Source organism: Leifsonia sp. KNZ13-11D, assembly GCF_056754895.1.
This window is the reverse complement of the sequence record NZ_JBPGWU010000001.1, coordinates 1,156,043-1,178,469: the sequence shown is the minus strand read 5'-3', so window position 1 is coordinate 1,178,469 and position 22,427 is coordinate 1,156,043. Positions and strand designations below refer to the sequence as shown.

General features: G+C 64.6%; 21 protein-coding genes, 1 tRNA gene and 1 pseudogene. 9 read left to right on the top strand and 14 right to left on the bottom strand.

The window, feature by feature from the left end:
- Positions 1 to 16 precede the first annotated feature (16 nt).
- Positions 17 to 1,063: a hypothetical protein gene (locus ACR9Y5_RS05970; protein ID WP_481297097.1), complete on the top strand. Its 1,047-nt coding sequence runs from the start codon at positions 17 to 19 to the stop codon at positions 1,061 to 1,063.
- Between the two features lie 839 nt (positions 1,064 to 1,902).
- Here the strand turns inward: ACR9Y5_RS05970 and ACR9Y5_RS05965 are convergent.
- The 8 genes and pseudogenes from ACR9Y5_RS05965 to ACR9Y5_RS05930 all read right to left on the bottom strand — a co-directional run bounded on the left by ACR9Y5_RS05965 (position 1,903) and on the right by ACR9Y5_RS05930 (position 10,622).
- A complete protein-coding gene (locus ACR9Y5_RS05965; protein WP_481297096.1) occupies positions 1,903 to 4,950 on the bottom strand; it encodes a type I restriction endonuclease subunit R in 3,048 nt (1,015 codons plus the stop codon).
- Positions 4,951 to 4,952: 2 nt separating this feature from the next.
- Positions 4,953 to 6,167 carry a restriction endonuclease subunit S gene (locus tag ACR9Y5_RS05960; protein WP_481297095.1) on the bottom strand — a complete coding sequence of 405 codons (1,215 nt, stop codon included), beginning with the start codon at positions 6,165 to 6,167 and terminating at the stop codon, positions 4,953 to 4,955.
- On the bottom strand, positions 6,164 to 6,970 hold the full coding sequence (locus tag ACR9Y5_RS05955; RefSeq protein WP_481297094.1) for a hypothetical protein: 807 nt from the start codon (positions 6,968 to 6,970) through the stop codon (positions 6,164 to 6,166). The genes ACR9Y5_RS05960 and ACR9Y5_RS05955 overlap by 4 nt, the downstream gene beginning before the upstream one ends.
- Positions 6,957 to 8,537 (bottom strand): type I restriction-modification system subunit M, encoded by a 1,581-nt coding sequence (locus ACR9Y5_RS05950; protein ID WP_481297093.1) that lies wholly within the window; start codon positions 8,535 to 8,537, stop codon positions 6,957 to 6,959. Before ACR9Y5_RS05950 ends, ACR9Y5_RS05955 begins: the two co-directional genes overlap by 14 nt.
- A 263-nt stretch (positions 8,538 to 8,800) precedes the next feature.
- Positions 8,801 to 9,109 (bottom strand): annotated as a pseudogene (locus tag ACR9Y5_RS05945) (integrase core domain-containing protein); the annotation flags it as partial.
- Positions 9,110 to 9,427: 318 nt separating this feature from the next.
- Positions 9,428 to 9,766, bottom strand: a complete 339-nt coding sequence (locus ACR9Y5_RS05940) for a transposase (protein WP_481297092.1) — start codon at positions 9,764 to 9,766, stop codon at positions 9,428 to 9,430.
- A complete protein-coding gene (locus tag ACR9Y5_RS05935) occupies positions 9,763 to 10,293 on the bottom strand; it encodes an IS3 family transposase (RefSeq protein WP_481299524.1) in 531 nt (176 codons plus the stop codon). Before ACR9Y5_RS05935 ends, ACR9Y5_RS05940 begins: the two co-directional genes overlap by 4 nt.
- 8 nt (positions 10,294 to 10,301) lie before the next feature.
- A complete protein-coding gene (locus tag ACR9Y5_RS05930) occupies positions 10,302 to 10,622 on the bottom strand; it encodes a transposase (RefSeq protein ID WP_481297091.1) in 321 nt (106 codons plus the stop codon).
- 538 nt (positions 10,623 to 11,160) lie between these two features.
- On the opposite strand from ACR9Y5_RS05930, the gene ACR9Y5_RS05925 reads away from it, so the two are divergent.
- The 3 genes from ACR9Y5_RS05925 to ACR9Y5_RS05915 all read left to right on the top strand — a co-directional run bounded on the left by ACR9Y5_RS05925 (position 11,161) and on the right by ACR9Y5_RS05915 (position 12,772).
- The gene (locus ACR9Y5_RS05925) at positions 11,161 to 11,745 is read left to right on the top strand and encodes a hypothetical protein (RefSeq protein ID WP_481297090.1); all 585 of its coding nucleotides are present in this window, start codon (positions 11,161 to 11,163) and stop codon (positions 11,743 to 11,745) included.
- Between the two features lie 82 nt (positions 11,746 to 11,827).
- Positions 11,828 to 12,145: a GNAT family N-acetyltransferase gene (locus ACR9Y5_RS05920; protein WP_481297089.1), complete on the top strand. Its 318-nt coding sequence runs from the start codon at positions 11,828 to 11,830 to the stop codon at positions 12,143 to 12,145.
- Between the two features lie 30 nt (positions 12,146 to 12,175).
- Positions 12,176 to 12,772 (top strand): hypothetical protein, encoded by a 597-nt coding sequence (locus ACR9Y5_RS05915; protein ID WP_481297088.1) that lies wholly within the window; start codon positions 12,176 to 12,178, stop codon positions 12,770 to 12,772.
- A gap of 200 nt (positions 12,773 to 12,972) precedes the next feature.
- Here ACR9Y5_RS05915 and ACR9Y5_RS05910 read toward each other — a convergent pair.
- From ACR9Y5_RS05910 to ACR9Y5_RS05895, 4 genes are all read right to left on the bottom strand, one after another.
- Positions 12,973 to 13,044, bottom strand: a tRNA-Arg gene (locus ACR9Y5_RS05910).
- A gap of 30 nt (positions 13,045 to 13,074) precedes the next feature.
- Positions 13,075 to 13,590, bottom strand: coding sequence for an HNH endonuclease (locus ACR9Y5_RS05905; protein ID WP_310130575.1), 516 nt, complete (start codon positions 13,588 to 13,590; stop codon positions 13,075 to 13,077).
- 372 nt (positions 13,591 to 13,962) lie between these two features.
- The gene (locus tag ACR9Y5_RS05900; RefSeq protein WP_481297087.1) at positions 13,963 to 14,775 is read right to left on the bottom strand and encodes a C40 family peptidase; all 813 of its coding nucleotides are present in this window, start codon (positions 14,773 to 14,775) and stop codon (positions 13,963 to 13,965) included.
- Positions 14,776 to 15,084: 309 nt separating this feature from the next.
- Positions 15,085 to 15,777: an iron-dependent transcriptional repressor DtxR gene (locus tag ACR9Y5_RS05895; RefSeq protein ID WP_481297086.1), complete on the bottom strand. Its 693-nt coding sequence runs from the start codon at positions 15,775 to 15,777 to the stop codon at positions 15,085 to 15,087.
- Between the two features lie 131 nt (positions 15,778 to 15,908).
- Here ACR9Y5_RS05895 and serC point away from each other — a divergent pair, with 131 nt between their 5' ends.
- Both serC and ACR9Y5_RS05885 read left to right on the top strand, forming a co-directional pair.
- Positions 15,909 to 17,024 carry a phosphoserine transaminase gene (gene serC / locus ACR9Y5_RS05890; protein ID WP_481297085.1) on the top strand — a complete coding sequence of 372 codons (1,116 nt, stop codon included), beginning with the start codon at positions 15,909 to 15,911 and terminating at the stop codon, positions 17,022 to 17,024.
- A gap of 8 nt (positions 17,025 to 17,032) precedes the next feature.
- On the top strand, positions 17,033 to 17,254 hold the full coding sequence (locus tag ACR9Y5_RS05885) for a DUF2530 domain-containing protein (RefSeq protein WP_481297084.1): 222 nt from the start codon (positions 17,033 to 17,035) through the stop codon (positions 17,252 to 17,254).
- On the opposite strand, the gene ACR9Y5_RS05880 is transcribed toward ACR9Y5_RS05885, so the two are convergent.
- Complete coding sequence (locus ACR9Y5_RS05880) at positions 17,207 to 17,920, bottom strand: DUF3027 domain-containing protein (protein ID WP_481297083.1); 714 nt, start codon at positions 17,918 to 17,920, stop codon at positions 17,207 to 17,209. The genes ACR9Y5_RS05885 and ACR9Y5_RS05880 overlap by 48 nt on opposite strands.
- Positions 17,913 to 18,293, bottom strand: a complete 381-nt coding sequence (locus tag ACR9Y5_RS05875; RefSeq protein ID WP_020077081.1) for a cold-shock protein — start codon at positions 18,291 to 18,293, stop codon at positions 17,913 to 17,915. Before ACR9Y5_RS05875 ends, ACR9Y5_RS05880 begins: the two co-directional genes overlap by 8 nt.
- A 56-nt stretch (positions 18,294 to 18,349) precedes the next feature.
- Between ACR9Y5_RS05875 and ACR9Y5_RS05870 the strand changes: the two genes are divergently transcribed.
- The 3 genes from ACR9Y5_RS05870 to ACR9Y5_RS05860 all read left to right on the top strand — a co-directional run bounded on the left by ACR9Y5_RS05870 (position 18,350) and on the right by ACR9Y5_RS05860 (position 22,291).
- Complete coding sequence (locus ACR9Y5_RS05870) at positions 18,350 to 18,661, top strand: hypothetical protein (RefSeq protein ID WP_481297082.1); 312 nt, start codon at positions 18,350 to 18,352, stop codon at positions 18,659 to 18,661.
- 24 nt (positions 18,662 to 18,685) lie between these two features.
- The gene (locus tag ACR9Y5_RS05865; RefSeq protein WP_481297081.1) at positions 18,686 to 20,569 is read left to right on the top strand and encodes a helicase-associated domain-containing protein; all 1,884 of its coding nucleotides are present in this window, start codon (positions 18,686 to 18,688) and stop codon (positions 20,567 to 20,569) included.
- A 78-nt stretch (positions 20,570 to 20,647) separates the two neighbouring features.
- The gene (locus tag ACR9Y5_RS05860; RefSeq protein WP_481297080.1) at positions 20,648 to 22,291 is read left to right on the top strand and encodes a DNA repair helicase XPB; all 1,644 of its coding nucleotides are present in this window, start codon (positions 20,648 to 20,650) and stop codon (positions 22,289 to 22,291) included.
- The last annotated feature ends 136 nt before the right edge of the window (positions 22,292 to 22,427 follow it).

The window sequence follows — 22,427 nt, the reverse complement described above, 5'->3', positions numbered from 1 at the left end:
CAGCTAGGCTCGTTGTATGACTGGCGCCAAGGATCTCCCAGGGGGGATCGGCTACACGACGAAATGGCCCGCCTACGGAAGGCTCCGACTCGCGCTCTACGACGCTTGGGACGGTCAATGTTACTGGTGCACGGCTTTCCATCAGGATGCTACCGCGATCGAGATCGATCACATTCTTCCGCAGCGAGGCTTCGAGGCGGCGTGTAAGGCATTCGGAGTGAGAAGTGACTTCGAGTTGCACGGTGTCAGTAACTTGGCCCCTATCTGCTCTGGTGGCGCCCGATGCAATCAGAGGAAAGGCAACGCTGTGAACGCGGCGGCCGGATCCATTGCAACCGCACTTGTTCGGGCCGATCAGAAGGCTGAGACAGTCATTGCCTCGGTGAGCCGCATGAAGAGCGCGAAGGGCCTGGAAAGCAAGATCGTCGAGCTCCTCTCAGTTGATATCCAGGAGGCGGAGCGCGCGTTCGCCCTATACGGCGGACAAATCGCGCAACGTCTTGCTGCTGTTCGGACGGATCTCCCTGAGCAGTACATGACGCAGCTTGCCCTCGATCCCGATATCCCGCTGCCATCGTTCTCTCATGACCCGCCGTTTGCGAGCGGCGGATCGGACCGCGTAGATCTTCCGCTAGACCGCGACGGCCGCGCCGCCGTCCACGCGGTCAAGGCGGTTATGGGATTCGAGATCAAACCCATTATCGAAGAAGCGATCGAGCGGGTTTTCGAGGAGCTCAGCGCGCGGGCCGAGAACGAAGGGACGAAGGGACGCGCGACTGATGGTCACTTCTCGTGTGAAGGCGTCACGATAAGGCTCAAGCCCCTTGTCGCCGATCTCAACGGCGATGGTTCGGCAGGGTTGTCAGTGCAGGGTCGAATAAGTGGGGTTTACTTCGGATCCTTCGTTGTGAGCTCTGACGAAGGCTTGCGTGACGGCCAGACATCTGTCCACGCCGAGGGCTCTTTCGAAATTTCCATAGGGTTGACAGCTGCGAGCGACGATTACGAGTTGGCTGTCGACCTTGACCCACTTGAGTTTGAGGCTGACTGGACAATCGAGTAGTCGGGCACTCCCATCGCCGGCCGAATCGATTCCATTCGGGCCACCTACCATCCTGATCGGAGTCCACATCAGCAGGCAGCCGACTTCTCGAGTCTTAGTAGCCATCCTCGCGACGCCGCCTTCAACCACCAGCGGCGATAGAAGCCGATCGCGAGTGGAATTGGCTGCTTCTATCTTGGGGTGCGATCGCACCATAATTGTCAACCTTTTGGATGTGCCGACGCGTAACGTGCTCGATATCTCGACTCTGGGCAGCGACCAATTTGACTGGAACAGGTCGAGGACCCACATCGAGGCCGGCCTGGCAAAGGCAACCCTCGCACTCGTCGCCTGGAGTCAGAGTCTGCCAACCGGTTCGGCCCGAAAACTAACATAAGGGTTCAATGCCTGTTCAGGCGAGATAAAATCCGCGGAATTCCGGGCTTTTCGAATGAGTAGAACCCGCTACGACCTCGTTGGACCTTCCTCAAGTGTGGGCAAAATGTGGGCACGGAATGTGATCACAAGGGTTTTGTGACTAGAAACTGACGGACCATACACCGCCATCGACGACTGCACCCGGCTGCGTGTGCCCCGCGCCTACCCGACGCACGATCAGAAGACCGCAATCCAGTTCATCGATCACGTGCTCTCCAAGCTGCCCTTCAAGGTCGAGTAGGTCCTGACCGACAAAGGCAGCTAGTTCGACCAGTCCTTCCACTGGCACCAAGAGTGAGATCGAGCTCCCGAGGAAGAGAGGACTCGCCAACGTCGTTGGCACCCACGAGGACAAGGTGATCTCGAACCTTAATCTCCGAGTCCTCGAGACTCGTAGTTCTCGAGTTTGATCCGGGTGCGATTCATTCACCGTTTCCGTTCGAGCTCAGTCCGAAGAATCGCTCGAAGAAGTCGCCGAGCTTGTCAAGTACGCGACGCTTACGTTCCCCATGGCCACCGCTCCCACTGAACCGCGATGCCGGCGGCAGGATCCGTGTGATCGCCGTCCCAGCGCCCTGGATGGCGCCGTCCCGGAAGGCACGAGAAATAAACTCACGGGTCTCCCCCGGCTTGAGCTCCTCTTCCTCGATGATCCGCTCGAGCTCAGCCGCGCGTCGTGCAACGACGAAGCGATTCCACTCGTTGTCGATTGCGCCCGACGTAGAGACGCGTTCCACAAACGCCTCGATCAGATCTTTTTTGTTGCGCAGGCTCGGGCTCGCATCGATTGCGCGCGTAATCTCGGCGCGGATCTCCTTGTCGCTGCCCTCGCCACGCTCGGCCCGATACTTGTCAACCAGCATCAGGATGTAGTCGACGTTGATCTCAACCTGCTTGATCAGCTCGATCTCGAAGACGATGTCGTCGTTGATCAGCTCCTTGTCCGCCTTCTTCTCCTTGCGGAACTCGGCGTAGAGGTCGAGATAGATCGAGCGGTAGTCCTGCGCTTGGCGCTCAGTGAGAATCTCGTTGCCTTCGAACTCGTCGAAGGACGTGAGGATGTTCTGGAGCCGCAGGATCGCGCCAAACAGTGCGATGAAGTCCTTCTGCGCCTGCTCCCCCACGATCGGGTAGCCAAGCGGGAAACGACTCAGGAGTTCGGTGACCTTCTCCGCGTAATCGCCGTAGTAATCGCCGTACGGCTTCAGCAAGACCACACCCTGGGCGTTCTTGTTGCCGAAGAGCGCGATGGCGTCGTTGGTTGCCTGCTCCAGGTTACGGAAGCTGACGATATTGCCGTAAGTCTTCACCGAGTTGAGGATGCGGTTGGTGCGCGAGTAGGCCTGAATGAGGCCATGTGAACGGAGATTCTTGTCGACCCAAAGCGTGTTGAGCGTTGTGGCATCGAACCCGGTCAGGAACATGTTGACCACGATCACCAAATCGATCTCACGATTCTTCAGTCGCTTTGAAAGATCGGTGTAATAGCCGGCGAACCCATCCGAGCCGGTATCCCACCGGGTGCCGAACAAGCGGTTGTAGTCCTGAATCGCGGCATCAAGAAAGTCGCGAGACGACCCGTCGAGCGCGGCTGTGTCGAAGCCCTCTTCGTCGAGGTAGTCGTCGCCTTGCGCCTCGTTCGTAGCGAACGAGTAGATGAGCCCGATCTTCAGGCGCTGCCCGAGCGGAAGCGTCTCCTGGGCTTCGGCGAAGGCGCTGTAGTACCGCTTCGCCGCCTCGATGGACGCCGTCGCGAAGAGCGCGTTGAATCCGTGAACGCGACGCTCGCCGAGTGCGTAGTGCTCGCTCCGACGGGTCTTCTGGTCGAAGTGATCAAGGACGTAGTTGGTGACGTCGCTGACACGCTTGGGATCGAGGAGAGCTTCCTCGGCGGCGATTCCAGCGACCTCCTTGTCTGTGATGCCCTCCGGCAGCTTGATCGTGTTGACGAAGTCGATGCGGAAGGGCAGGACGTTCTTGTCGGTGATGGCATCCACGATCGTGTACGTGTGGAGCTTGTCGCCGAATGCTTGTTCCGTCGTCCGGAGCTGCGGGTTGCCAGCTGATCCGGCGTTCTCAGCAAAGATCGGCGTCCCGGTGAAGCCAAAGAGGTTGTAGCGCCGGAAGGCCTTTGTGATCGCCGTATGCATGTCGCCGAACTGCGAGCGGTGGCACTCATCGAAGATCAGCACGACGTGGCCGTCGTAGATGGTGTGGCCCTTCTCCGACTGCACGACGCGAGCCAGCTTCTGGATCGTGGTGATGACGATTTTCCTGCTGGGATCCGCCAGGTGCTTGGAGAGCTGACTCGTAGAGGTCGAGGCGTTTGCCGCGCCCTTCTCGAAGCGGTCGTACTCGCGTTGGGTCTGCCAGTCCAGGTCTTTGCGGTCGACGACGAACAGTACCTTGTCGACGCTTGGCAGGCGCGACGCAAGTTGCGCGGTCTTGAACGACGTCAACGTCTTGCCGGAGCCGGTGGTGTGCCAGACATACCCACCCGCAGCAGCTGTCCCGAGCTGCTTGTAGGTGGTGGAGATGTCGATCTTCTGAAGAATCCGCTCAGTCGCGACGATCTGGTACGGACGCATCACTAGCAGGAGCTTGTCGGCAGTCAATACACAGTAGCGCGTCAAAACGGCGAGCAACGTGTGCTTAGCGAAGAAGGTTTTGGTGAAGCTCGTCAGATCCTGGATTGGGCGGTTCGTCGCATCAGCCCACCAGGATGTGAACTCGTAGGAGTTAGAAGTCCTGCGGACGCGTTTGCGCCCAACGGCGTCTTCGATGTGCTGGCGGCGCGTGGTGTTGGAGTAGTACTTGGTGAGCGTGCCGTTGCTGATAACGAAGATCTGGACGTAGTCGAAGAGACCCGAACCAGCCCAGAAGCTGTCGCGCTGGTACCGATCGATCTGATTGAAGGCTTCGCGGATGTCGACCCCGCGCCGCTTCAGCTCGATGTGCACGAGCGGGAGACCGTTGACGAGCACCGTCACGTCGTAGCGGTTCGACCGGGCAGCACCACCATCTCCTGCGCCGATCTCGTACTGATTGATGACCTGGAGACGGTTGTTGTGGATATTGCGCTTGTCGATGAGCGCGACGTTCTTCGTGCTGCCGTCGTCGCGCGTCAGGACTTGGATCGGGTCTTCTTGGATGCGAACCGTCTTGTCGGCGGCCGTGTCATTGGCACTGGCGACCCGCTGTGTGAAGAAGCGCTGCCACTCGGCGTCGGAGAACGTGATGCTGTTGAGCTGTTCAAGTTGTGTCCGCAAGTTAGCGATGAGCTGCGCTTCTGAGGTGATCCCGAGATACTCGTAAGCCTGCCCTTCGAGCACCTTTACGAGCTCGCGCTCAAGATCCGCCTCGGACTGGTAGCTCCCCGCTCCGACTTCATCAGGGATGAACTCGGCGACGACCGTGCTGTCGGTGCTGACGGCGATGGGTTCGTAGTGGCGGAGGGTTGAGTCGCTCATGACTACGAACGCTCCTCAAACGTGAAGAGTCGGTCGCGGTAGTACTCATACTGCTTCTGACGCGCGGCGATCTCGGCCGGAAGCCCGATCTCTGGATCGTTGACGAGCGCGTCAAACTTGTCGAGAAGAGCCACGACCCGTTCCTGAACCTTTCGCGTTGGAAGCGGCACCTCCACCGCCCGTACGATCTCTGCGTTGAGATTCTTGACGGTGCCTGCCCCCGCACGGCGTGCGAACTCTTCTTGCAGTGGGGCGGAGCGCAGCAGGTGGTAGAGGTAGTCGGGCACGAACGCGTCGTCGAACTCGCTGATGGCGAGCCAACCGTCATGAATTGCCCCGTCTATCTTTGATATATACGGCCGCCCAAAGCTCATAGAGTTGGACAGCACGAAGTCCCCAGGACGCACGCGTCGCGACTTTGCGGCACCCTCGGGTGTTACGCGCTGGGCCGTTCGAGTGATGAACTTGCCACTCGCCGACACATCACCGATCTTGATCCAAGGGACGCCGTCATCTGCATCGGTGATGAAGCTCTGGATCGGCCGAGGTGAGGCACCTCGAACAATCGTCGCGACGTCGCCAAGTCGCGCACGTGGAACGTCATCATTCTGGAGCAGGATGCTGGCCAGGTGCCCGTACTGGATTTGCCGCGCCTCAAGCTCCTCGATGAGGGTCGCGCCGAGTTCTGTGAATCGATCCAGGACATGGACGATCTCTCGCTGAACGTCCAGAGGCGGCACAGGAATACGGAGCTTCGCGAGGGAAGTTCCTGAGATCCGACGCACCTTGGTGCCGGTGATGTGCCGCGCCTTCTGGGACTGGAAGGAGTCCGATTGGAAGAAGTAGGCAACGTATCGCGGATCAAGCGAGTGCCGGAAGATGTATGCGTCTCCGCTCACAGCAGCCTCTGACTCGCCCAGCCAGGCAGTCGCCTTCCCTACCGCCTGATCGTCCTCGCTCGTGGTCGCGATCACCAAGTCGCCAGGTCGGGCTCGGCGGAGCTTCTTCGCATACTCGGGATCCGTAAATGACTGCGTAGATTCCGTCCAAATTCCATACAGCGTATGAACCTGCCCGTAGTGGATGGCCGGCGTTCCCGCCGTGGTCAGATCCGCCTTCTGGAGGCCGGTGCCTCGGATGAAATCCCCGACATCCCCGAGGTTCTTGCCCTCCACCCCTGTCGCCAGACGCCCCACGAGGTCTTCGATCTGACTCATGCCGCACCTCCTTCAACGATCGTCACGGAGGTTCCCGAATCCGACCAGCCGAGGGAGGCGACTGCCTGAGTCATTTCCTGATTGTTCCGGATGTTGCTCACGATCCCAATGACGAGACGACGGCATGGGGCGTACTTACTCAGCGCCTCATCCTCATCCGAGTCACCGTGGATAACTTCGCTGAGCTCGCTAAAGAGCGTGTACCCATTTGCTGTGAACTCGTGCGGGATGATGCGGCTCTTTTCGTCGACCTCCTTCAGGAGCGGACGAAACTTCTTGCGCCACCCGTTCTTCTGGGTCGTCGATATGCCAACCGCCTGGGCAGCTTGGATCGTGACTGACTCAAAGATCTTTCGCAGGTAGATCATCGCTCCAGCGCCGAGGTGATCGTCGTAGGCGATCTGGGCGCGCTCCAATAGGTCGTCGACATGCTCAGCTCCACCGATGCCAGCGGAGTCGCGCCGATTCTCGGTGTAACGCTCAAGAAAGACGGACGGTGACTGAGAGAACAGGTCATCCTCGCACCCAACTAGGAACCATGCCTCAGCAGTTGAGTCGCAGGCGTAGCAGCGCAAGGTCGCATCCACGCTGATCGATCGCTCGCCAGTAATCAGGCAAGAGAGCTTCTCCCCTGAGTAGAAAGAGCGCAGATCCCCGCATCCCAGACAAAAGTAGTTCCGAACGATCTTGCCGACTTCGATGTTGCGATGCTGACCCCAGCCGATCTTCCGGAACCCAAGGAATCCCTCAACCTGCGCCGTCGCGGTGTCGGGTGCCTTGTTCAGCACCTCAGACAGTCGCATGCGAGTTTCCTTCAAGCCCAGCGACGATCTCATCGATCGATGCGCGAAGGGCAACCTGGCGGGCAACGATCTGCGCGATTTCAGCATTGAGCGCGTGGATGTCAACGTGCTCGCGAGTGTTCGCCTGCCGGACGTAGGAGGAGACCGCTATGTTGTAGGCGTTCGCTTCGATATCGCTGTTTGTAACGAGCACCGCGAAGTGATCGATTGGCACGCGGTCGGCGAATGCTTCAAGGATGTCTCGCTGGTGATCCGGGCTGAGCTTGTTCTTGTTGCCCACCCGATCCGCCTTGCTCGTCGCATCGATGAAGAGCACGTCGTTGGTCTTCTTCGACTTCTTGAGTACGACGATGCACGTCGCGATAGAAGTACCAAAGAATAGGTCTGGCGGCAACTGTATGACCGCATCCACGAAGTTGTTGTCGACAAGGTATTTACGAATCCGCTGCTCAGCTCCGCCGCGGTACAGCACGCCCGGGAACTCGACGATCGCAGCTGTTCCGTTCACCGCGAGCCACGACAGGATGTGCATCGTGAAGGCGAGGTCTGCCTTGGATTTCGGCGCGAGGACTCCCGCCGGCGCGAACCGGTCGTCGCCCAACAGGAGGTGATTTGAATCGCCCTCCCAGTTGATCGAGTAAGGCGGGTTGGAGACGATCGCCTCGAACGGCTCGTCATCCCAGTGCGCCGGCTCGGTGAGCGTGTCGCCGTGAGCGATGTTGAACTGCTCGTAAGGGATGTCGTGCAGGAACATGTTGATACGGGCAAGGTTGTACGTGGTCAGATTAATCTCCTGGCCGAAGTAGCCACGCCGAACGCCGTGCGGCCCGAGCACCTTCTGGAACTTCAGAAGGAGCGAACCGGAGCCGACAGCCGGGTCATAGACCTTGTTAACCTCGGTCTTGCCGACAACCGTGAGACGAGCGAGAAGCTCGGACACCTCTTGGGGTGTGTAGTACTCGCCACCTGACTTGCCCGCGTCCGAGGCGTACATCTGCATGAGGTACTCGTAGGCGTCCCCAAACGCATCAATCTCGTGCGTGGTGAAGTCACCGAGGTTGAGGTTGCCGATCTGGTCGAGCAGCATGACGAGCTTGAGATTGCGGCGCGTGACCGTGTTGCCGAGCTTCGCCGAGTTCACATCGAGGTCGTCAAACAAACCCTTGATGTCGTCTTCACTGTCGGCTCCGACGGCTGAACCTTCGATGTTGCGGAAGACCTGCTCCAGCGTCTCGTTCAGGTTCTCGTTCTCGGACGCGCTCCGTCGGACGTTGACAAACAACTCCGAAGGCAGAATGTAGAAGCCCTTCTCCTGCACAGTATCCTCACGCCCAGACTCAGCCTCGGCGTCAGAGATGCTTGCGTAGTCGAAATCAGAGTCGCCAGCCTTGCGCTCCAGGTCATTCAGATACGCAGTGAGATTCTCGGAGATGAATCGATAGAAGAGCATGCCGAGCACGTAGCTCTTGAAGTCCCAGCCATCGACTGAGCCGCGAAGCTCGTTCGCGATCTTCCATATCGTCTTGTGTAGCTCGGTACGCTGAGCTTCCTTGGTCGTCGGTGCCATGTTGTGTCTCCTGCGCGTGCGCCTCAAGTTGCTGTAATACTTCTGTCCCAAAGGTAGCGGCGAGTTTGGTCTGTGCCATGCTGCGCCGCGACGCAGGTGTGCCGCGTTGGATGCTGTCGGGAGCATTAACCGTCAAGGTGAACGCCGCCGAACCAGTTGCCCATGGCATGGAGAGCGGCTGGACTCAGCTACGCTCCTGCTTGAGGTTGGCGAATGGTAACTGGGACTGCTGTAGATCCGGTGACACGTCTCATTTGGGGTTCTCAGGCCGCTCGAGTGGCCGTTGAGTTGATTATCTCGAACTCGATCGGCGTTAGTCGTCCGAGTCGTCGTTACCGGCGTCGGCGAAGGTAGGTGCGCTCGAGCCAGGTGACAATGTCCAGTCGCAACTCTTGTCGTGTCGGCCATTGCTTATTGTTCAGGACGTTCTTCTTCAGCAGCGAGAAGAACGACTCCATTGCGGCGTTGTCCGCGCATGCGCCGTCTCGTCCCATCGACCCGGTGATACCGCTCGCTCGCAGAAATTCGACGTATTTCCGCGAACGAAATTGAGATCCTCGATCTGATTGCAGCGTCGTGCCGATGGGGTTTTTCAGTGCCATTGCGTTTGCGCCACCAGTCTGCGCGACTAAACCGTCTCGGGCATCGTCGCGGGGCAGCTCGGGATGGACCTTCGCTCACAGACTGCCACCCCCGCGCCTTGCTGAATACGAATGGGCGCTAAAGAAGAGCTTTCGACTGCGGTTGGACCGGCAACAAGCGGGGTGCATCCCCAAATGAGAAGGGCTCGGGGATGAAGCGACGCAGAGAGAGCGAGAAGGAACGGATCAGACGAGACAAGGATGCAAGGTGATCTTCCCCCGGTTCCTCGGACAGTTTGATGTGTCGTCTTAGGCAGCCAGGGTGACTGTCGTCGGGACGATTTTCTCGTAGTCCGCCGGTGAGTGGTAGCCCAACGAGGAGTGCCGGCGGCGGGGGTTGTACCAGGCTTCGATCCAGGAGAACATCGCGGTCCCCAACTGCCGTCTGGTGGCCCAGGGTTGACTGTCGAGGAGTTCGATCTGCATACCGGACCAGAAGGATTCCATCATCGCGTTGTCGTAGCAGTCGCCGACCGAGCCCATGGAGGCGATCAGGCCGGCTTCGTGGACGCGGGAGGTGAAGGCCCAGGAGGTGTATTGGGAACCGTGGTCGGAGTGCATGATCGCCCCGCGGACCCCGAACCTCACCAGCGGGCCATCTGAAGAGCGTCGACGACGAGGTCTGCGGTCATCCGGGATCCGATCGACCACCCGATCGCCAGCCGGCTGTAAGCGTCGAGGACGACGGCGCAGTAGACCTTCCCTTCGGCGGTGTGGTGCTCGGTGATGTCACCCAACCAGAGCCGGTTCGGACCAGGAACACGGAAGTTGCGGTTGACCTTGTCCTCGCTGGTGGCCGGGTTGGTGCGGAACCGGAACTTGCGTTTCACGGCGCCGGCCCAGCCGCGCTCACGCATGATCCGCTCCACCCGTTTCCGCCCGATGCGGAACCCGTGGCCCATCCGCAGCTCGGCGTGCATCCTGGGTGACCCGTAGGTGTGGAAGAACGCCCCCTTCTCTGATCGGAGCCGGGCGATCACCGCGGCGATCTCCTCATCCCTCGCCTTGCGAGCGGAGATTCGGTGTTTGGCCCAGGTGTAGTAGCCGGAGCGGGAGACCCCCAACAGCCGGCTGACCGTCGCGACTTTGAACCGTTTCGGGTTCTCAGCCGTCAGCTGCTCGATCAGTCGGAAAGATGTTTTGGGAGCACGTTCTCCTTCGCGAAATACGCCGCCGCGCGCTTCAGGATCTCGTTCTCCGTCTCCAACCGGCGCACCTCCCGACGGAGCCGGACCAGCTCGGCCTGCTCATCAGCATCGAGGACCGGGACCACACCGGCGGCTTTCTCCGCCTCGGCTTTGGCGAAGTCGTCCTCGGCCACCCACCGATACAACGCGGAGTTCGAGATACCGAGCTCGCGGGCGACCTGCGACAACGAGCGGTCGCTGATCCTGACTAACTCGATCGCACGAACACGGAACTCCCGAGGGAAACGTCTAGCCATAAAGACAAACCTCCCGAACCAAACAAGGCCGATGATAAGTGACCGAAGAAACGGGGGAACACCAGACAGATGAGAAAAACTAGACGTCCAATGCACGTAGGCACTTAAGTGGAAGGGCCCGTGCGGTCCCGGTTCCGGAGGAATCCCCTGTCAACCTGGTTGCAGCGATCTGCGGGATTCTCGGCGCTCAATTTTGCGACTCAAAGAGACAACCTGCGCGACGAAGCGTCGGCTTGCGGCCGCAGACTCACGCCCGACGGCGGTCACCGACCTCCGTGCCGACCCCGGTGCCACATCCGTTTCGGCCCCCTGGATTCCGATCGAAGACGCCGCCCGCGGCGCTGCCTTGCTGAGGTTGAGGACCTTTCCGTCGCCCGATCGTAGCTCGTGTCCGGTGCTCCGTGCCGGGCTTTCGCGGCGTAGCCTCCTCCGCTGTGCTCCCCCGGTACTCCACGGTCCCGGCACTACACGCCTCCCACTCGCTCTCGATCACTCGCCGGAAAGGCGCTCAAAACGATCGACCTTGGGAGTGAGTGGGATGCGGGTATACATCATCGGCACCAACAACATGGCACCGGAGCCGGGGGGCGGACTGCTCGGCGTGGAAGGGTCCTCCAACCCGACCGCAGCGGAGAAGCAGGAATGCGTTGAGACAGTCAGCACTTACGTGATGGACGGGTGGGCGATCGCGGCCGACCCGCACACTGCTATCGGTTGGCTCGCCGCACTCATCGCGGAGACGGAATGCGTGCCCTTCGTCAACCTCACCCGCCTCGTTAGGAAGGAGCCCGCACTGCAGTCCGCATCCGTGCGAGCACTGCCAACGGGGCCACGGCTCTGCGACAATGGCGAGCGTGAACAGGGACCGATTCCAACGCTAGTTCGCGTTGTACCGAAGTGGAGACACCTCATGTCCAAGGTCCCTGCCTGCTACAAGCTCGCCGCAACAACCGATCGCTACATTCTCGAATCCGAGGAGTACATGCACTGGACGGTCGCCGATCTCATGGAGATGCTCGCGGCTTTTCCGCCCGATGCTCGCGTCTGGGTAATGGACGACGAAGAGACCGCGCATCCTCTGGAGGGCTTCGGCGGCGACAAGTCTGACCTCTTCATTCACTGAGCCCAGCGAAGCCTTGGGGGCCGATCGGCCCCCAAGACTTCCTCCTAGGGTGCACCTTCCGTCGGGTTGAACGTCACTTCGGATGGTCTGTCGGCCAACCCGTCCGATACGCTCGCGCGTCGTCGAGCTCGACGTCAGGACGTGCGGCATTGTCACGTTCGACGCGCGCGAGGTCGAGCGGCGGGGTCATGTCCGAGACGAAGGCGGCGAAGCCGAGCCCGGTTACATGTTCCTGTCACATGCCTGGGGACGCGGCTACGCGACCGAAGCCTGTGCGGCGGCGATGGTGGGGTTCCGTGCTGCCGTTCCGGAGGAGCCGCTCGTCGTCTCGACTCAGCTCGCGAACGAGGCGTCGCTGCGTGTCATCCGGAAGCTCGGGTTCCTCAACGCGAGCTCCTGACAGATCTGCGCACCTAGTACTCTGCACTACGTGGAAAACGAGGCTGCTCCCAAGCCCGAGTGGGCGGCTCTGCCTGCCGGTACGCCCATCCGAGTTCGGGAATGGGTGATTCCACCTCTGTTCCTCCTTGGCCTTGCTGCAATTGAGTCGTGGGCTGCGCTCAGCGCCGGCGCTCGCGGTGTGCCGCTGTTCTCGGCGTTCGCGGTCTCCATCTGCATCGTCGCTGCCGGCGTCCTCACGATTTTCGGTTACCGCGCGTATCGCGATCTCACAGCTCGGGCCGCCGAGCAATACCTCACAGTAGTGATGGCCTCACTCTTCCTGGCCGGCGCTCTGATGTCGCTTGGCTATGTCGGCTGGATTTTGCTGGCGCTAGTGGGACGCATGGCCGCCGACCGGAGGTGGCGGCCACTCCGGCTGCTGCGCACGATCATGCCCAGACGCCGCTGGCAGCGCGTCGCGATCATTGCCGCCGCCGTCGCGGTCATCGGCCTCTTCCTACTCCCGGTCGCACGAATTCTGGACTCCATACCGCTGATCACGCTAGCCATCACAGGGCGAATCATTGGGCCCCTCGTCTTCGGCTTCGCGACTCGACTGCGACCGGGCGCGACGGGGCTGTTCTGAGCGACGGAAGCTCGAAGGTGCTTCGTCGTCACTCGTACTCGAACGATCGTTTGCGGGTCATTGAGATCACCGAAGATCTCTTAGAGTTTCTTAGAGTTTTTCGGCATCCCTGGGGGCAAATTGTGGGCAAAACCAATAATTGGCGATTTTCGTATCATCGAAAATCGATCCTGACCAGCTATTTTATTGCACACTTGAAGTGCCCCTGGAGGGACTCGAACCCCCAACCGTTTCCTTAGGACGGAACTGCTCTTCCATTGAGCTACAGAGGCTGGCCCACCAATCCTAGCGAACGCGACCCCTCAGCCGGCGAGCTGCAGCTCGTGCCGCCGCCAGGGCTCCGTGTACTCGTCCCAGTTGGGGTCGTTCCAGCGCATGCTGATCAGCGACGCCATGTTGAGGTGGGGCTCCTTCAGTTCGAAGGGCAGCTTCCAGCCGAGCTCCGACAGGAGGCGGTCGCTCTTGACGTTGTTGCAGCGGAAGCAGGCGATCACCACGTTGTCCCAGGTGTGCGTGCCGCCGCGGGCGCGCGGGATGACGTGGTCGAGGGTGTCGCCGAACTTGCCGCAGTACGCGCACACGTGGCCGTAGCGCTCCAGCGCCGACTTGCGGGTGAGCGGGATGCGGCGGTGCGGCACGCGGATGTACTGGTTCAGGAGCACGACGCTCGGCGCATCCAGCACCAGGGAGCGGCTGTGGAGTTGCGCCCCGCTCCCTGCGACGGTGGATGCTTTGCCGGCGAGCACGAGCATCACGGCCCGCCGCGTCGAGATCACGCCGAGCGGTTCGTAGCTGGCGTTCAGAACCAGAGTCTTCATCTGCGACCTTCCGGGAAAAGGCGACGGCCCGTGGGCGTGCGGAGGCAAACAAAAAGGGCACTGTCCGTGCGGACAGCGCCCAAGGTTGCGGCGGCATGGTGGTGGCAGGCCACATGGTGGCGCTGGCAGGCCTCCACGTGGTGGCGGCAGGCGAGGAAGTCGAGGCCGCACTCGTCCCACCCGGTCGCCCTCAGCGACCCGGCGGAACGTATTCCGGCCATCGGATCCTCCGAATCTGCGGCTGCGGCGAGGCAGCTCAGAACGACAGGGTAACCCAGAAACGGCGCGCCACCTATTCGTGGCGCGCCGCTCGGGTGCTGTGGTGCGGAGTGTTCACCGCCCGGAAACCGGTCGGTCAGGCCCGGTGGTGAGTCAGATGCCCAGCCGGACGATGTAGTAGTCGCTCGTCCAGATCGGGCGGATGGAGATGGAGCGGCCGCTGTCGGGCGCATCCATGATGTTGCCGTTGCCGGCGTAGAAGCCGTCATGGCCGGCCATGATGACGATGTCGCCGGGCTGGGCGTCCGCGATCGAGATGCGCTTGCCCATGGCGGCCTGGCCGGAGACCGAGTGCGGCAGGTTGATGCCGAACTGGGCGTACACGTACATCACGTAGCCGGAGCAGTCGAAGCCCGCGGGGCTGGCGCCGCCGTACACGTACGGGGTGCCGATGTACTGCTGCGCGACCGAGAACACCTGCGAGAGGCTGAAGTTCGGGTACGGCGGGTTGGCCAGGAAGTCGGAGACCGACGGGCCGGTCGACGCCCGGCTGGCGTAGCTCGCGAACTGCACGGCGGCCTCGCGGCGGGCGGCCTCGGCGGCCGCAGCGGCGGCGGCCGCGGCCTTCTGAGCGTTCAGCTGCTCCTGGGTGGTGGCCGACGCGGCGTCACGGGTGACGGACGCGGAGGCGACGCCGCCGACCTCGACGGTCTGCGACTGCGCCTTCTTCATGGAGTCGGCGGCGCTCGGGCCGAACGCGGCGCTGTCGGCGCCGTTCGGGTTGAACGCGAAAGCGGGGAGCGACATGGTGGCGATGAGACCGGTGGCGACGGTGATGACACCGGCGTTCACGATCCAGCCGCCCTTCCGCTTCTTCTTCGGCTGCTCACCGGACGTGGCGCCACCAGCGCGCGCCGGCGACCCTGCCGGGCGTGTGGATGCGGTGGCCGCGGTCGTCGTGCGCACGGCGCGACGGGAGACGGCGGAAGAAGAAAGGCTCTGGTTCGGGTTCGTGCGGTCCTCGGCGGGACCGGGCGTGCTCGACTGTGCCAAAGTGTGACCTCCAGCGCTCCGGCAGCACTAGGGAGCTGCCCCCGTCCCAAGCTGGGTGGCTTCGGCTTCACGGATCGCGAGACGGGTTGATAGGGGGGTGGAGCGTCACGATCCGGGGTCCTGATGGGCCGTTTGTGGCCCGTTCGGACTCGTAAGAGACTACGGGACGTTATGCCGTTTGTCACATCTTTCGGACGACTTTTAACGAATCGGTAACGAGATTCAGGCGTCGACGAAGATGTGGGCAGCCAGCTCGTTGGGCAGTTCGAGGCCCGGCTCGAAGCCGTCGATCTGCACGGCGACATACGATCCAGCCGGAGAGAAAGTGCCGGTGGAGCCGGGAAAAACACCGGCCTGCTTCAGCTGGAGCAGCAGTTCGGGGTCGACCTGCGCGGGCTCGCCGAGCCGGCGGATCTTCGCGGTGACGCCGGAATTGTTGCCGCGCACAACATCCACCAGGTTGATCAGGCTCTCGGTGGATGCGGAGGTGTCGGCGACGCCGAGCTCCCCCAGACCGGGGATCGGGTTGCCGTACGGCGACTCGGTGGGGTGACCGAGCATGGTCAGCAGCTTGCGCTCGACCTGCTCGCTCATCACATGCTCCCAGCGGCACGCCTCCTCGTGCACATACTCCCACTCCAGCTCGATCACGTCGCTGAGCAGGCGCTCGGCCAGGCGGTGCTTGCGCATCACGTGCACGGCCTTGCGGCGGCCCTCGTCGGTCAGCTCGAGGTGGCGGTCGCCGGAGACGACGACCAGGCCGTCGCGCTCCATGCGGCCGACGGTCTGCGAGACGGTCGGACCGGAGTGCCCGAGACGCTCCGAGATGCGCGCACGCAGGGGGACGATGTTGTCCTCCTCCAGCTCCAGGATGGTGCGGAGATACATCTCGGTCGTATCGATCAGATCGGTCATGAACCCCTCCACGTGACGGCGCGCGAACGCCGGATATCAGCCTACTTGGTGCGGCTGACAGGCCGGCGCAGGCCGGGACGGGGTCGCCGGGCGCGCCGTCCCCGCTCTACAACAGCCAATACACTTCAGTTATGCCGGACGTCACGATCCCCTCTGAGCTCCTGCCCGCCGACGGTCGCTTCGGATGCGGACCCTCCAAGGTCCGCCCCGAGCAGGTCGCCTACCTGTCCGGCCCCGGCGCCGAGCTGCTCGGCACCTCCCACCGCCAGGCTCCGGTCAAGAACCTGGTCGGCCGGGTGCGCGAGGGCATCGGCGACCTGTTCCGACTGCCCGAGGGCTACGAGGTCGTCGTCGGCAACGGCGGCTCGACGGCGTTCTGGGATGCTGCCGCATTCGGCCTCATCGAGAAGCGCAGCGAGAATCTGGTCTTCGGCGAATTCGGCGGCAAGTTCGCCAAGGCGGCGACGACCCCGTGGCTGGATGCTCCGCACGTCATCGAGGCGCCCGGCGGCTCCCGCAGCGAGGTCGAGGTCACGGCAGGCGTCGACGTGTACGCCTGGCCGCACAACGAGACGTCGACCGGCGTGATGGCGCCCGTGCGCCGCGTCCACGGCGACGACGGAGCGCTGACGGTCATCGACGCGACGAGCGCCGCAGGCGGCGTGGACCTGGATGTCAGCGAGTCGGACGTCTACTACTTCGCGCCCCAGAAGAACTTCGCCTCCGACGGCGGCCTCTGGCTGGCCCTCTTCTCCCCCGCCGCCCTGGAGCGCGTCGAGCGTGTCGCGGCGAGCGGGCGCTACATCCCCGAGTTCCTGAGCCTCAAGAACGCGGTCGACAACTCCCGCCTCAACCAGACGCTCAACACCCCGGCCATCGCGACACTCGTGCTGCTGGAGAACCAGGTCGCGTGGATGAACGGCAACGGCGGTCTCTCGTGGGCGGATGCGCGCACGCGCGAGTCGTCCGGCGCGCTCTACGAGTGGGCCGAGAAGGCGGAGTACGCGACGCCGTTCGTGACCAACCCGGCGCACCGCTCGCAGGTGGTCGTGACGATCGACTTCGACGACAGGATCGACGCGGCCGCGGTCGCGAAGACGCTGCGCGCCAACGGCGTGGTCGACACGGAGCCCTACCGCAAGCTCGGGCGCAACCAGCTGCGCGTCGCCACGTTCACGGCCATCGAGCCGGCGGATGTGCGGGCCCTGATCGGCTGCATCGAGTACGTGGTCGAGCGGCTGGGCTGACAAGCGCCATGCGCCTCTGGCTCCGCGACGACGAGCGTCGGCCCGACCCGGTCCCCGTGAAGACGGACGACCGGCGGGCCGTGCTCGTCGGGCTAGGCCTGTGGCTGGTCGCCCTCGTCGTCGTCCTCATCGCCGGGGCCCCCGAGGGCACCTGGATCTGGACCATCGTCGTCGGACTCGTCCTAGGCGTCCTCGGGCTCGGCTATCTCACGGTCACCCGGCGGCGCTGAGGGCGCCGCGGCGGCGTCGTCCGAGTCGTCATCCAACGCGTCGTCGTCGTCATCCTCGTCCGCGTCGTCCTCCGACACGTCGTCGTCATCCTCGTCCGCGAGGGCCGCCGCCTCCTCCGCCTCCAGGTCGAGGCCGGAGTCGATGTCGGTCTCCTCGTCGAAGCCGACGTCGACGCTGTCGATGTCCACCCCGTCCAGGTCGTCGTCCTCGTGGAGGTCGTTGACGTCGTGGTCGTCCGCGTCCTCGTCCTCGTCCTCGAAGTCGTCGTCGGACTCGTCCGCATCCTCGTCGTCGTCCGACTCGTCCGCGTCCTCCGCCTGCTGTGCGGCGAGCGCCTCCTGGGCCGCCTGGTACTCGGCGAGGCGCTCGGACCACGGCACCCAGTCGGGCGCGAGCAGCGCGCCCTCGCCGGGCATCAGCTCCGCCTCGAGCACGGTGGCCTCGCTGTCGTCGTCGGCGCGGCCGACCGTGACCGTCCAGTGCCAGCCCGGGTAACCGGAGAGGCGCGTCTCGAACAGCAGGGACAGCACGCCCGGGCCCTCGACGACGTGGCCGAGCGGCTCGCCGATCGTCGCCTCCGGCGTGATCTCGGCCAGCGCGGCGCGGGCCAGCGGGAGGGCTGCGAGCAGCTCCTCGTCGGCGGCGGGCTCGCCCTGCTCAGGCATCCAGGTCGTCCGCGACCTTGCGCAGCACGGCCGCGATCTTCGCGCCGTGCGCCTTGTCCGGGTACTTGCCGCGGCGCAGGTTCGCGCCGATGCCGTCGAGCAGCTTGACGAGGTCTTCGACGATGATCGCCATGTCGTCGGCCGACTTGCGCTTCATCTTCACGAGGCTCGGCGGAGCCTCCAGCACACGCACCGAGAGGGCCTGCGCGCCGCGCTTGCCGTCCGCGATGCCGAACTCCAGACGGGTTCCCGATTTGACGACGGCACCGGCGGGGAGCGCCGAGGCGTGCAGGAAGACTTCCTGGCCGTCATCGGAGCTGATGAAGCCGAAGCCTTTCTCCTCGTCGTAGAACTTGACCTTGCCGGTTGGCATGGGAACCTCACTTCGCATGGGGGATCGTATGACCAACCTCAATTATCCTTGATTTCGTGACCCAGCAGACCCCGCCGCCGGCTTCGCGGCTCCAGCGCATCCTCGCCTACATCATCGCCGCGCTCGTCATCGTGTCCCTGGTCTGCATCGCGGCCATCCTCATCGGCACCGCAGCGGGCCAGTTCGCCGCCCAGGGATCGGGTCAGGGCCTCTGGCCGACCGTGTTCCTCTTCCCCTACGCCGCCCTCCCGATCGCCTTCGTGCTGATCATCGTGCTGCTGATCGTCAGCGCGCGACGCAACCGTGCGCTCAACCGCGCGAACGGCGCGCCCGGCGCTGCGCCCAACGGACCCAAAGGCCGGCGCTAGGCCGCACGGCCGGCGGTTCGGCGGATGACGACCACCCTCGCCCTCGCAGCCCGGCTGCGAGAGCTGGACGACGCCGCGCTCCTCGCGGCCCTGCAGCGCCGCACCTACCGGCGGACCGGCGTCGCCGACTTCTTCGATCTCGCCGACGCCCTGCTCGACGCCGACTCGGTGCAGCGCGCCCTCGCTCCCCTCGACCGTCCGCGCCTCGCGGCTCTGGTCGTGCTCGGCCGGGCGGCACGGGCCTTGACGGTGGATGCGGTCGCCGCGGCACTCGCGGACGCACCGTCCACCGCGGGCATCGACCGGGACGCCGTCGCCGCGGCCCTCGACGACCTCATGGGCCTGCTGCTGGCGCATCCCGCCGACAGCGCCGACGGACCCGCATTCGCCGTGTACGACGGCGTGGCGTCGCAGCTCGCCGCCTGGCCGGCGCAGGGTCTGCCGTCGAGCGACGATCTGCTCGGCACTCCCCCGCCTCCCGCGCTCGCGCCGGTGCCGGACACCGAGCGCCGCTTCACCGACCGGCTCGCCGCCGAGCGGGCCTTCGAGGCCGTCGCGGCGGTGTCGGAGCTCCTCGCGGAGCTGGGCCGCGAAGGCGCGAGACGTCTGCAGAAGGGCGGCCTGGCGCTGCCGGCTGTGAAGCGTCTCGCCGAGGCGCTGTCGCTCGACGCCGACCTGGTGCCGGTGGCGCTGTCGGCCGCCGAGCGCGCCGGGCTCGTCGCGGTGGACGACGGGATGTGGCTCCCGACGGACGACGCGGCCGCCTGGTCGCACTCCCCCACGGCCGACCGCTGGCGCGCCCTCGCGGCGGCCTGGCTGACCGCGCTGCCCGAAGACCTGCGCACCCTGCTCGCGCTGCGCAGCCGGGCCGCCTGGGGCGAGAGCCTGCGCGAGCACGTCGCATGGCTGTATCCCGCATCCATCGAAGAGGCTCAGCAACGGGTGGATGCGCACACACGGCTCGCGGAGTGGCTCGGCGTGACGGCGCACCAGGCTCCGAGCTCGGCGGGCGCGGCGCTCGTCGAGGGGGGACCGGAGGCGGCGACCGCCGTGATGGCCGCGCAGTTCCCGGCGGAGGTCGACCGCGTCTACCTGCAGCACGACCTGACCATCGTGTCACCGGGGCCCCTGGCACCGGAGATCGAGTCGCGGCTGCGCGGCATCGCCGAGCTGGAGTCGCGCGCGCTCGCGTCCACGTTCCGGATCTCGGCAGCGTCGGTGGACCGAGCGCTCACGGCCGGCGAGACAGCGGACGGCATCCGCGAGTTCCTGAGCGCGATCTCGCTGACGGGACTGCCGCAGCCGGTCGACTACCTGATCGCCGATGCGGCGGAGCGGCACGGCCGCGTCCGGGTGCGCGAGGCGGTCGGCGAGGGCGTGCGCTCGGCGGTGCGGTCGGAGGACGCGACGCTGCTGCGCACCATCCACGTCGACCAGGCGCTCGCCTCCCTGCGGCTCGCGTCCGGGCGCGCCGGAGAGCTGATCAGCCGCTTCCCGCGCGACGTCGTGTTCTGGGCGCTGAGCGACGCCCGCTACCCGGTGGTCGCCGAGGACGCGGACGGCGCCGAGGTGACGCTGCGGCGGCAGCGGGTCGCGCATCCCGCGGCCGCCCCCGAGCACGATCGCGACCTCGACCTGGTCGAGCGCCTGCGGCTCGCCGAAGCGGACGCGGGCGACGACACCGGCGAGCGCTGGCTGGCCCGTCAGCTCGACCTGGCGGTGCGCGCACGGCAGCCGATCGTGATCGAGGTCGCGATGCCGGACGGCCAGGTCGTGGACTATCTGCTCGAACCGACCGGCGTCGGCGGCGGCCGGTTGCGCGGACGCGACCGCGCGGCCGACATCGAGCGGACGCTGCCGCTGTCCAGCGTGCGGGGGATGCGCCCGGCGCCCGACCAGGCGGACTGACGGCCGTCCGGCTCCGCGCTTTCGCCGGGAGCGCATCCTGAAGCCTGCTCACCCCGTGAGGGCGTAGGCTGGGCAGCTATGTCGGATGGCCCCCTGATCGTCCAGAGCGACCGCACGGTGCTGCTCGAAGTCGCACACCCGGACGCGGAGGACGCGCGTCACGACCTCGCGGTCTTCGCCGAACTGGAGCGCGCGCCCGAGCACATCCACACGTACCGCATCACGCGGCTGGGGCTGTGGAACGCGCGGGCCGCCGGGCACACCGCCGAGGACATGCTGGGCACGCTGGAGCGGTACTCCAAGTTCCCGATCCCGCAGACGGTGTCGGTCGATATGACCGAGACGGTCGCGCGGTACGGCCGGCTGGTCATCGAGCGCGACGACGAGGGGACGCTGCTGCTGCGGTCCGCCGACCTGCCGGTGCTGACGGAGGTGGCGGGCGCCAAGCGCATCGCCCCGCTGCTGCTGGAGCGCCGCGACGACGAGACGTTCGTCGTGGAGGCGTGGGCGCGCGGGCAGCTCAAGCAGGAGCTCGTGAAGCTCGGCTGGCCCGCGGAGGACCTCGCCGGTTACACGCCCGGCACCCCGCACGAGATCGGGCTGAAAGAGGACGGCTGGGCGCTGCGCGACTACCAGCGCAAGGCGGTCACCAACTTCTTCGACGGCGGCTCGGGCGTCGTCGTGCTCCCCTGCGGCGCCGGCAAGACGCTGGTGGGCGCCGGGGCGATGGCGACGGCGAAGACGACCACGCTCATCCTGGTCACCAACACGGTCTCGGCCAGGCAGTGGCGCGACGAGCTGCTGCGCCGCACCACTCTGACGGCGGAGGAGATCGGCGAGTACTCGGGCCAGGTGAAGGAGGTCAAGCCGGTCACGATCGCGACCTACCAGATCCTCACCGCCAAACGGAAGGGCGAGTACGCGCACCTGGCGCTGCTCGACGCACTGGACTGGGGCCTCGTGGTCTACGACGAGGTGCACCTACTGCCCGCGCCCGTGTTCAAGCTGACCGCCGAGCTGCAGGCGCGCCGTCGCCTCGGGCTGACCGCGACGCTCGTGCGCGAAGACGGCCGGGAGGGCGACGTGTTCAGCCTCATCGGGCCGAAGCGCTTCGACGCCCCCTGGAAGGAGATCGAGGCGCAGGGCTTCATCTCCCCCGCCGCCTGCTACGAGGTGCGCGTCGACCTGCCGCCGTCGGACCGGCTCAGCTACGCCGCCGCCCCCGACGACGAGCGCTACCGGCTGGCCGCCACGGCGCCGGCGAAGCTCGACATCGTGCGGCAGCTCGTCGCGCGGCACGAGGGCGAGCGCATCCTCGTGATCGGGCAGTACCTCGACCAGATCGACGAGCTGGCGGAGGCCCTGGATGCGCCGCAGCTGACGGGTGCGACCCCGGTGGATGAGCGGGAACGGCTCTACCAGGAGTTCCGCGACGGCCGCACGAAAGTTCTCGTGGTCAGCAAGGTCGCGAACTTCTCGGTCGACCTGCCCGAGGCGACGGTCGCCATCCAGGTGTCCGGCTCGTACGGCAGCCGCCAGGAGGAGGCGCAGCGCCTCGGACGCCTGCTGCGCCCCAAAGAGTCGGGCCTGTCGGCGAACTTCTACACGCTGGTCGCGCGCGACACGGTCGACCAGGACTTCGCCCAGAACCGCCAGCGCTTCCTCGCCGAGCAGGGCTACTCGTACACGATCCTCGACGCGCACGCGCTGCAGGCGGCGTAGCGCGCGGCGCTTCGTTGTCGCGCGCGGCGCTTCGCGTCGTGCGCGGCCGCTTGGCGTCGTGCGCGCCCGCTTCGCGTCGTGCGCGCCCGCTTCGCGTCGTGCGCGCCCTAGGCCGACATTCGGCACGAATCGCGGT

Coding starts and splice junctions, on each gene's coding strand:
- ACR9Y5_RS05970 (WP_481297097.1), top strand. CDS start 17: ATGACTGGCGCCAAGGATCTCCCAGGGGGGATCGGCTACACGACGAAA.
- ACR9Y5_RS05965 (WP_481297096.1), bottom strand. CDS start 4,950: ATGAGCGACTCAACCCTCCGCCACTACGAACCCATCGCCGTCAGCACC.
- ACR9Y5_RS05960 (WP_481297095.1), bottom strand. CDS start 6,167: ATGAGTCAGATCGAAGACCTCGTGGGGCGTCTGGCGACAGGGGTGGAG.
- ACR9Y5_RS05955 (WP_481297094.1), bottom strand. CDS start 6,970: ATGCGACTGTCTGAGGTGCTGAACAAGGCACCCGACACCGCGACGGCG.
- ACR9Y5_RS05950 (WP_481297093.1), bottom strand. CDS start 8,537: ATGGCACCGACGACCAAGGAAGCTCAGCGTACCGAGCTACACAAGACG.
- ACR9Y5_RS05930 (WP_481297091.1), bottom strand. CDS start 10,622: ATGGCTAGACGTTTCCCTCGGGAGTTCCGTGTTCGTGCGATCGAGTTA.
- ACR9Y5_RS05925 (WP_481297090.1), top strand. CDS start 11,161: ATGCGGGTATACATCATCGGCACCAACAACATGGCACCGGAGCCGGGG.
- ACR9Y5_RS05920 (WP_481297089.1), top strand. CDS start 11,828: ATGGTCTGTCGGCCAACCCGTCCGATACGCTCGCGCGTCGTCGAGCTC.
- ACR9Y5_RS05905 (WP_310130575.1), bottom strand. CDS start 13,590: ATGAAGACTCTGGTTCTGAACGCCAGCTACGAACCGCTCGGCGTGATC.
- ACR9Y5_RS05895 (WP_481297086.1), bottom strand. CDS start 15,777: ATGACCGATCTGATCGATACGACCGAGATGTATCTCCGCACCATCCTG.
- serC (WP_481297085.1), top strand. CDS start 15,909: ATGCCGGACGTCACGATCCCCTCTGAGCTCCTGCCCGCCGACGGTCGC.
- ACR9Y5_RS05885 (WP_481297084.1), top strand. CDS start 17,033: ATGCGCCTCTGGCTCCGCGACGACGAGCGTCGGCCCGACCCGGTCCCC.
- ACR9Y5_RS05880 (WP_481297083.1), bottom strand. CDS start 17,920: ATGCCTGAGCAGGGCGAGCCCGCCGCCGACGAGGAGCTGCTCGCAGCC.
- ACR9Y5_RS05875 (WP_020077081.1), bottom strand. CDS start 18,293: ATGCCAACCGGCAAGGTCAAGTTCTACGACGAGGAGAAAGGCTTCGGC.
- ACR9Y5_RS05865 (WP_481297081.1), top strand. CDS start 18,686: ATGACGACCACCCTCGCCCTCGCAGCCCGGCTGCGAGAGCTGGACGAC.
- ACR9Y5_RS05860 (WP_481297080.1), top strand. CDS start 20,648: ATGTCGGATGGCCCCCTGATCGTCCAGAGCGACCGCACGGTGCTGCTC.